This window comes from Faecalibacterium tardum (assembly GCF_040096515.1).
Taxonomy (GTDB): domain Bacteria; phylum Bacillota; class Clostridia; order Oscillospirales; family Ruminococcaceae; genus Faecalibacterium; species Faecalibacterium tardum.
The window spans coordinates 1-8,678 of record NZ_JBBMEO010000052.1; the positions used below are offsets into that span (position 1 = coordinate 1).

The window sequence follows — 8,678 nt, forward strand, 5'->3', positions numbered from 1 at the left end:
AAAGATCATCCTTACGCTGGATTTTGTAAACAGCGAGCTGCCCGTGATGCTCTTCCGGCTGGTACCCCAGACCGCCGCCCTCTGAATGCTTTTACAGCGGCACGAACAATAAAACGCAAAATGCCCGCCCACCGTGGTTTTCCACAGCTGGGCGGGCATTCTTTTGTGCCTTTTTGGCGTAAAAATACCCCCGGAGGATGCAGCGTTTTTTACGCTGTCTACTCTGGGGGCAGTATATCAAGCGCTGCGCGGCAGCTCCCGGAAGCGGACACTGTATCGCTGAAAAAGCACTTCCTAGCGCTGCTCCTCCGGCGGGCAGCAGCTCTCCCGGGGGATGAGCTTATGCGGCACGATGATCTTTGTGGCCAGAAGGTTCGGGTTCTCAATGTGGTTGATGGTCTGGCCGAGCGCATCATCGCCCTGCTGGGCGGCCGGGAGAACATCGTGCTGGTGGACGCCTGCATGACCCGTCTGCGCGTTACCGTAAAAGACCCTGCCAAGGTTGCCGACCTTGCCGCATGGAAGGCCGAGGGCGCGCTGAGCCTGCTGGTGAAGGGCGACGGCATTCAGGCCGTGTACGGCCCCAAGGCGGACGTTCTGAAATCTGACATCAACGATATTCTGTAAAAAACTATGAAACTGCTGACATTGAATACCCACAGCCTTATTATCCCGGAGCATGAGGCAAAGCGGGAGATATTTGTAGACTTCATCGCAAAGGAGCAGCCGGAGGTGTTCGCCCTGCAGGAGGTGAACCAGACCGCCGCTGCGCCGCTGCTGGCAGAGGCTCCGGCGGGGTACTACCCCTGCCCCGGCAATATGGTGCTGCTGAAAGCGGACAACCACGCCGCAGCCGTGGCAAAAATGCTGGAAGCGCGGGGCGTGCACTATTATTGGAGCTGGCTCCCGGCAAAGATCGGCTACGACATTTACGATGAGGGCGCGGCGGTGTTCAGCCGTGCACCCATCACCGACGCCGAAAACCTGCTGCTGAGCCAGATCAATGATTACAACAACTGGAAGACCCGCCGCACGCTGGGCGTCTGTGCAGGAGACGTCTGGTACTATACGGTGCATCTGGGCTGGTGGAAGGACGAGGCAGAGCCTTTCGCCCCGCAGTGGGAAAAACTTTCAAAGGCGGCGGGCGCAAAAAAGACTGCCTTTCTGCTGGGCGACTTCAACAGCGAAGCCGATGTGCGGGGCGAGGGCTACGACCTTGTGCTGGGCAGCGGCTGGCAGGATACCTACCGCCTTGCACAGCAGCGGGACGCGGGCTACACGGTGGTGGAAGCCATTGACGGCTGGCGGGATGCCCCGGATGCAGCGGCAAAAAAGCGCATCGACCAGATCTGGTGCTCCAAGGCGGTGGCTGTCAAGAGCAGCCGGGTGGTGTTTAACGGCTTGCAGGAGCCGCAGGTGTCTGACCATGCCGGTGTTATGATCGAGTTATAAAGGAAGGGAAATGAAGATGCAGAGAAGTGCAGGCATTTTGCTGCCCATCAGCAGTCTGCCGTCCCCTTACGGCATCGGCTGCTTTTCGCAGGAAGCATACGACTTTGTGGATTGGCTCAAGGAAGCCGGACAGACCTATTGGCAGATCTTGCCGCTGGGTGTGACCAGCTACGGCGACAGCCCGTATCAGAGCTTTTCCGCCTTTGCGGGCAACCCTTATTTCATCAGTCTGGATGCACTGGTGGAGGAAGGCGTGCTGACCGCTGCCGAGTGCAAAAAGGCAAACTTCGGCCGCAAGGCAGACGACATTGATTACAGCCGCCTGTATACCGAGCGCGGCCGTCTGCTGCGGCTGGCGTACTCCCGCAGCGACATCGGCCACAACGAAGCGTTTACGGCATTCTGCGAGAAAAACAAGTGGTGGCTGGACGATTTTGCCCTGTTTATGGCGGTAAAGGATCGCTTTGAGGGCAAGCCGTGGATCGAGTGGGCAGAGGATATCCGTCTGCGCTGGCAGCCCGCCATGGACTACTACCGCCGGGAGCTGTACTTTGAGGTGGAGTACCACAAGTATCTTCAGTTCAAGTTCGAGGAGCAGTGGCGCAAGCTGAAAGCCTACGCCAACAGCAAGGGCATCCAGATCATCGGCGATATCCCCATCTATGTGGCGCTGGATTCTGCGGACGCATGGGCAAACCCGGGCCTGTTCCAGCTGGACAAGGACAACATCCCCACGGCGGTGGCGGGTGTTCCCCCGGACGGCTTCTCCCCCACCGGTCAGCTGTGGGGCAACCCGCTCTACCGCTGGGAAGCGCACCGCGCGACCGGCTATCAGTGGTGGATCACCCGGCTGTGGTACTGCTTTGAGCTGTACGATGTGGTGCGCATCGACCACTTCCGCGGCTTCGATGAGTATTTCTCCATCCCCTACGGCAGCGAGACCGCCGTGGATGGCCACTGGGAAAAAGGCCCCGGCATCGAGCTGTTTCGCGCGGTGGAGCAGGCGCTGGGCAAGCGGGAGATCATCGCCGAGGATCTTGGCTACATGAGCGACACCGTGCGGCAGCTGGTGCGGGACAGCGGCTTCCCCGGCATGAAGGTGCTGGAATTTGCCTTTGACTCCCGCGATACCGGCAGCGCCAGCGACTACCTGCCCCACAACTATCCGGTGAACAGCGTGGCGTATACCGGCACCCATGACAACGAGACGCTGGTATCTTGGTACCAGACCATCTCGGATGCCGAGCGCGCCATGGTGCGGGATTACCTGTACGACTACGCCACCCCGGACGAGCAGCTTTATAAAAGCATGATCGCACTGATTCTGCGCAGCGCAGCGGCAAGGTGCATCATCCCCATGCAGGACTGGCTTGGACTGGATAACGCCGCCCGCATCAATAAGCCCTCCACCGTAGGCCAGAACTGGCGCTGGCGGCTGAAAAAGACCCAGCTGACAAAGAAGCTTCAAAAGGAGATCTGCCAGCTGACCACCCGCTACGGCCGGAAGAACTGGGCGTAACCGAAAGAGATTTCTTTAAAGAATAGCAGCAGCACCCCGCACGCCTTTCCCGGCGGCGGGGTGCTGTTCCTTATTTTTGTTTTTCTGCACAAAATGTTCTGCGGGCAGGGTTTTCCTCTTGACAAGCGGGCAAATGTTTCGTACTATATTTAGTAGTATGGAATCAAAGACGCTGTACGCAGGTTTCAGTGTGACCCTGTACCCATTTCAGGCAAAGTGTGCCTGTTTGATATAAAATGGAACCGTAGAGAGAAAAGCCGTATGCTTTTGCCCGTGCCGCCGGTTTTGGGCGGTGCGTATGCTTTTGGTGTCACTTTTTGGATTGAAAGCTCTTTCTATATCATTGCCCGTGTCCTGCTGCGCAGCGTCTCCTGCTTTTAATTTTGCATTGAATTGAAACAAAGGAGAGTGAACGCAATGACCGCGATCGGAGTGATCGTGGCCTTGATCGTTGCTGCTGTCGGCGTGGCTGCGGGCTATTTTATTGGTTACAACAACCGTAAAAAGACCGCCGAAGCCCAGATCGGCAGCGCCGAGGCCGAGGCTACCCGGCTGGTGAATGAGGCGATCAAGACCGCCGACCAGAAGCGCAAGGAAGCGGTTCTGGAAGCAAAGGACGAGGCTTTCCGTCTGAAAGCCGAGGTCGATGCCCAGAAGGCAGAGGCCGACAAGGAGATCAAGCAGCGCCGTGCGGAGATCAGCCGTCAGGAAAACCGCATCGACCAGAAGGAAACGGCGCTGGACCGCAAGACCGAAGCGCTGGAAAAGAAGGAAGAAGAGCTGAAAAAGCGCGCTGCCGACGCCGAGGAGCGTCTGGCAGAGATCGATGCTTTGCGCGCCAAGGAGATGGAGCGTCTGGAAACGCTGGCCGGCCTGAGTCAGGAGGACGCCCGCGAGGTGCTGCTGCATAAGGTGGACGAGGAGCTGACCCACGAAAAGGCCGTGCGCGTTGCCGCCTACGAGACCGACCTGAAGGAAAACTGCGATAACATCGCCCGCAACCTCATTGGACAGGCCGTCAGCCGCTGCGCTGCCGACCATTGCAGCGAGACCACCGTCAGCGTGGTGCCGCTGCCCAGCGATGAGATGAAGGGCCGCATCATCGGCCGCGAGGGCCGCAACATCCGCGCACTGGAGACCGCTACCGGCGTGGATCTCATCATCGACGATACCCCGGAGGCCATTACCCTGTCCTCCTTCGACCAGACCCGCCGCGAGGTGGCCCGCATGACGCTGGAGCGCCTGATCGGCGATGGCCGCATCCACCCCGCCCGCATCGAGGAGACGGTGGAAAAGTGCCGCCACGATCTGGAACTGCAGATGAAGCGCGAGGGCGAGCGCGCGGTGATGGAGCTGGGCATTCACGGCCTGCACCCGGACCTGATCAAGCTGATCGGCCGGCTGAAGTACCGCACCAGCTTTGGCCAGAACGCCCTGACCCACAGCATGGAAGTGGCTTGGGTGGCCGGTCTGCTGGCAGGCGAGATGGGCGTGAACGTCACCATGGCACGCCGCGCCGGTCTGCTGCATGATATCGGCAAGGCACTGGATCACGAGATCGAGGGCAGCCACGTCCAGATCGGCGTGGACATCTGCCGCAAGTACAAGGAGAACACCCAGATCATCCACGCCATTGAGGCACACCACGGCGACGTGGAGCCCAAGACCCCGCTGGCCTTCATCATTCAGGCTGCCGACGCCATCAGCGCCGCCCGCCCGGGTGCCCGCCGCGAGAACGTGGAAAGCTACGTCAAGCGCCTTGAAAATCTGGAGGAGATCTCCTCCGGCTTCGAGGGCGTGGAGCAGGCCTTTGCCGTGCAGGCAGGCCGCGAGGTGCGCATTCTGGTCAAGCCCGACGTCATCAGCGACGATCAGGTCATCCTGCTGGCACGCGCCATCGCCAAAAAGATCGAGGATACGCTGGATTACCCCGGCCAGATCAAGGTCAACGTCATCCGCGAGAGCCGCGCTGTGGAGTACGCAAAATAAAGCCTTTTTCGCAGGCTGCCGTGTTTTTTGCACGGCAGCCTGTTTTTTTACGCCGAAACGATTGCATTTCCCGCTAAAAAAAGGTATCATGGATGCAGAAGAAAGCAAAAAGAACTGCGTCCGTGCGGATGCAGACCCGTAACGACCCCGGAACGGAAAGGAGCATCGTTCTATGAAAAACTGGAAGAAATTACTGGCTTGTCTGCTGGTCAGCCTGATGGCGCTGACCGTGTTCACCGCCTGCGATGCCAGCGTGGGCGCACCCATGGGGGCCAAGCGCTCCACAGCCGAAAGCGCAAAGGCACTGTGCGATAGATTCAAGGTGAGCTACAGCGAGGAGCTGAGCGACAAAGCCTATACCATCGCAAGCTGGGTCGCCGGCACTGAGCAGTCCTGCAAACCGAGCGAGGGCAAGACCGAGCTTTACCGCTGGGCCAGTATAGACAAAGTTGCAGAAGTAAAAACCTGTCTGGAGCAGCAGCGCTACGCCACTGCGTTTGAAAACATGGGTATGGGCATTCTGGGCACTGATGACTTTACCCCGGGCTTTGACATCGACTGCACGCTGCAAAACAACAAAGCGGATATCTGCTTTGTTCTGCCGAAGGACGGTCGTGTGACCGACACCATGACCAAAGCCGCAAAGGGCAAGACCAAGCTTGGCGTTGCCTATGTGGTAGACAAGGGCGTAAGCTACGCCGTGGTGCTGTTTGGGTAAAACCATTTTAAATGTGCGCCGCGTTCGCTATGCACATCAATAGCGGAAGTATGATTTAAATTTTGGGGAGCGGAACGTCTGCGGACGTTCCGCTCCCCTGTTTTCACGGGAGGGAGTTAAGTTCCCCCTTGGGGGAGTTGGCGAACGCAGTGAGCCTGAGGGGGTATTTCGCAGGCTGAATTCCCCCAGTCACGGCTGCGCCGTGACGGAAGGGGTGACCCCCGCAGCGCCGTGCTTTCGCAGAAAGCTGCGCTGCAACTGCCGTTTTTCGTTACGTCCCCACCTGTGAAAATGGAAGGGGAGCTTTAGGCTTTCGGAGGGGCAGAGTTTTCGGTACGGCCAAGAAGATAGTCGGTCGAAGTATGATATAGATCGGCAGCTGGGCTAAAACCGTGGTTGGGATGTCGCGCAAACCTTGTTCATAACGGTTGTACTGCGGCTGGGGCATGTTCAAAATGGATGCAAGCTGCCGCTGCGTCAAGTTATGATCTTCGCGCATGTCACGGATACGGCGATAGTAAGCTATTAAAAATCCTCCTGATATCTGAATGAATATCTTGACAATACCGCAAGGAAATGCTATGCTCGACGTATGATATCTAATTGGATATCAAAGATTCAGTAATTGTTTGAGGAGGATGCAAAATGAAAGAGATTACGCGTCGGAACTTCTTGAGGGTGATTACAAGCGCGGTACTCATAGGTGGAATGGGAATGTTGTCGAGTTGCGGAAAAAGTAAAGAAGAACTGATGTGTGGGGATTGGTATGTTCAAGGATATGATACCTTAGCCTTTTCATTCTATGATGATGGTACCTGTCAGGTTCGAGCTCGAGGAGATTATGTACAGGGAACATGGAGTGTTGTAGATGAAGATACTTTGAAACTAGATTACTATGGAGAAATAAAAACTTGTTCAATTGCAAGTGTAGATGACAATTCACTTGAACTTGAGCTACCCGATGGTGAAACCCTTATGTACTATCCTACGGCTGAAGAAGCGTTAAAACATTAAAACTTCATGGAATCGATGGGACAAAAGTTACATTTACCGCAAGAAGAATGGATGGCTCAATCTGTTTTCAATGCGATACGACCCAACTAGAATTCTCAGAACTTAATCCGAATGATCTCTATGAGACGCTTGTGAATTCTGGATATGACATAAATTCAAAAGGAATTTCTACTCCATTCATTTATTGCGGCGGAACACTTTATCGAGTCGGGGGATTAAAAGGATATGTCTTTATGAATATTGCGAATGGAAAAATTCATTAAGTAGAGAAGGGCAAGTATAATGCAACAGCCCCTTCCGAAATTTAAAATAATCTTTCCGCTGAATATGGTCAAAGCGCCAGCGGAGACCATTTTAAATCGTCCCACATAAAAAGCAGCCGCCGCACGAGAAAGTGCGGCGGCTGCTTTGACTATGTTCTGTTATCAGCCCTTCAGGAAAGCCGGCAAGGGCTTGCCTTCCTTGAGCCACTGGTGATACTCGGCGGTGGCGGCAAATTCCACGTCACCGGCAGAGTTCAGGGCAGTTTCCACCGAGTCCTGTACCACGCCGATGATGAAGCCCACGCCCACCATCTGCATGGCGATGTCGTTGGAGATGCCAAACAGCGAGCAGGCCATGGGGATCAGCAGCAGGGAGCCGCCAGCCACGCCGGAAGCGCCGCAGGCACCCAGAGCGCTCATGGCGCTCAGCACGATGGCGGCAGGCAAAGACACCTGAATGCCCAGCGTATTGGCCGCTGCCAGCGTCATGATGGTAATGGTGATGGCGGCACCGTCCATGTTGATGGTAGCGCCCAGCGGGATGGACACGGAGTACATATCCTTGTCCAGACCCAGCTTTTCACACAGGGACATATTCACAGGGATGTTGGCGGCAGAACTGCGGGTGAAGAAAGCGGTCAGGCCGGACTCCTTCAGGCAGCGGAATACCAGCGGGTACGGGTTGCGGCGCAGGTAAACGAACATGATAAAGGGGGAAACGATCAGCGCCATGAACAGCATGGTGCCCACCAGCAGCGCCAGCAGCTTGCCGTACTGGGTAAAGATGGCAAGACCGTTGCCGGAAACGTTGGTGTACACCAGACCCATGATGCCGAAGGGTGCCAGATTGATGATCCAGCGCACGATCTGAGAAACGGCATCGGCGGTGTTTGCCAGAAAGACCTTGGTGCTCTCTGCGCCGATGTTCTTCATGGCAATGCCGAACATGCAGGCCCAGAACAGGATGCCGATGTAGTTGCCGTTCATCAGGGCGCTGACGGGGTTGGCCACAAAGTTGGTCAGCAGGGTGCTCAGCACCTCGCCCAAGCCCTGCGGGATCACGTCGGACTGTGCCGCGTCGGCCAGCACCACCGTGACCGGGAACATAAAGCTGGTGACGACCGCAATGGCTGCCGCCAGAAAGGTGGTGAGCATGTACAGCCAGATCACGGTGCCAAAGCGGCGGTCCAGCTTGGACGAGCCCTGTGCCAGCGCGCTTGCCACAATGACGAACACCAGCACCGGGGCAATGCCCTTCAGCGCACCGACGAACAGGCTGCCCAGCTCGCCGACCCAACCTGCGCCCGGCGCAACAAGCGCCAGCACCGAACCGACTGCCAGGCCGATCAGGATGCGCAGGATCAGGCTGGTCTGGTTGTATTTTGCTACAACCGCTTTCAAGGTTTTCATATCGTAACACTCCTCTTATGCTGTACGCCCATTGCGTACATTTTCCTGCTTCTTATACAAGAACAGTTGTCATTATAGCATATACAGCCAAAAAGAGGAAGTGTTTTCAGGCATTTTTACGCCTCAAATCACGTTTTTTGTAACCTTTTGCAAAATTGCCTTGAAAACTGTACTTGTGTAAAATACAGTTTTGCGGTTTTGACGAGGGGAACCCTCTCAGTCATCGCTGCGCGATGCCAGCTCCCCCGAGGGGGGAGCTTTAACTCCCTCAGTCCAAACCTATCGGTTTTGCCAGCTCCCTCTGGGAGGGAGC

The 8,678-nt window shown here is 56.4% G+C and carries 7 protein-coding genes and 1 pseudogene; 6 read left to right on the forward strand and 2 right to left on the reverse strand.

Annotation, left to right across the window (positions count from 1 at the left end; genetic code table 11):
* Positions 1-393: 393 nt before the first annotated feature.
* The 5 genes and pseudogenes from WMO44_RS14060 to WMO44_RS14080 form a co-directional block, all read left to right on the forward strand.
* Positions 394-627, forward strand: a pseudogene (locus WMO44_RS14060) (PTS transporter subunit EIIB); the annotation flags it as partial.
* A gap of 6 nt (positions 628-633) precedes the next feature.
* Positions 634-1,452: an endonuclease/exonuclease/phosphatase family protein gene (locus WMO44_RS14065; protein ID WP_349152950.1), complete on the forward strand. Its 819-nt coding sequence runs from the start codon at positions 634-636 to the stop codon at positions 1,450-1,452.
* Between the two features lie 16 nt (positions 1,453-1,468).
* Positions 1,469-2,971 carry a 4-alpha-glucanotransferase gene (gene malQ / locus WMO44_RS14070; RefSeq protein WP_349152952.1) on the forward strand — a complete coding sequence of 501 codons (1,503 nt, stop codon included), beginning with the start codon at positions 1,469-1,471 and terminating at the stop codon, positions 2,969-2,971.
* A 417-nt stretch (positions 2,972-3,388) separates the two neighbouring features.
* Positions 3,389-4,960, forward strand: coding sequence for a ribonuclease Y (rny, locus tag WMO44_RS14075; RefSeq protein ID WP_097779325.1), 1,572 nt, complete (start codon positions 3,389-3,391; stop codon positions 4,958-4,960).
* A gap of 172 nt (positions 4,961-5,132) precedes the next feature.
* A complete protein-coding gene (locus WMO44_RS14080) occupies positions 5,133-5,678 on the forward strand; it encodes a hypothetical protein (RefSeq protein ID WP_349152951.1) in 546 nt (181 codons plus the stop codon).
* 271 nt (positions 5,679-5,949) lie between these two features.
* On the opposite strand, the gene WMO44_RS14085 is transcribed toward WMO44_RS14080, so the two are convergent.
* The gene (locus WMO44_RS14085; RefSeq protein WP_423240923.1) at positions 5,950-6,177 is read right to left on the reverse strand and encodes a helix-turn-helix domain-containing protein; all 228 of its coding nucleotides are present in this window, start codon (positions 6,175-6,177) and stop codon (positions 5,950-5,952) included.
* 146 nt (positions 6,178-6,323) lie between these two features.
* Here WMO44_RS14085 and WMO44_RS14090 point away from each other — a divergent pair, with 146 nt between their 5' ends.
* Entirely contained in the window at positions 6,324-6,692 is a 369-nt protein-coding gene (locus tag WMO44_RS14090) for a DUF5640 domain-containing protein (protein ID WP_117529907.1), read from the forward strand.
* A 425-nt stretch (positions 6,693-7,117) separates the two neighbouring features.
* Here the strand turns inward: WMO44_RS14090 and sstT are convergent, their stop codons facing one another.
* Positions 7,118-8,356: a serine/threonine transporter SstT gene (gene sstT / locus WMO44_RS14095; protein WP_349152953.1), complete on the reverse strand. Its 1,239-nt coding sequence runs from the start codon at positions 8,354-8,356 to the stop codon at positions 7,118-7,120.
* Between the last annotated feature and the right edge of the window lie 322 nt (positions 8,357-8,678).

Bases quoted from the DNA above. Each gene is read 5' to 3' on its own strand.
- WMO44_RS14065 (WP_349152950.1), top strand. From the start codon at position 634: ATGAAACTGCTGACATTGAATACCCACAGCCTTATTATCCCGGAGCAT.
- malQ (WP_349152952.1), top strand. From the start codon at position 1,469: ATGCAGAGAAGTGCAGGCATTTTGCTGCCCATCAGCAGTCTGCCGTCC.
- rny (WP_097779325.1), top strand. From the start codon at position 3,389: ATGACCGCGATCGGAGTGATCGTGGCCTTGATCGTTGCTGCTGTCGGC.
- WMO44_RS14080 (WP_349152951.1), top strand. From the start codon at position 5,133: ATGAAAAACTGGAAGAAATTACTGGCTTGTCTGCTGGTCAGCCTGATG.
- WMO44_RS14085 (WP_423240923.1), bottom strand. From the start codon at position 6,177: ATGCGCGAAGATCATAACTTGACGCAGCGGCAGCTTGCATCCATTTTG.
- WMO44_RS14090 (WP_117529907.1), top strand. From the start codon at position 6,324: ATGAAAGAGATTACGCGTCGGAACTTCTTGAGGGTGATTACAAGCGCG.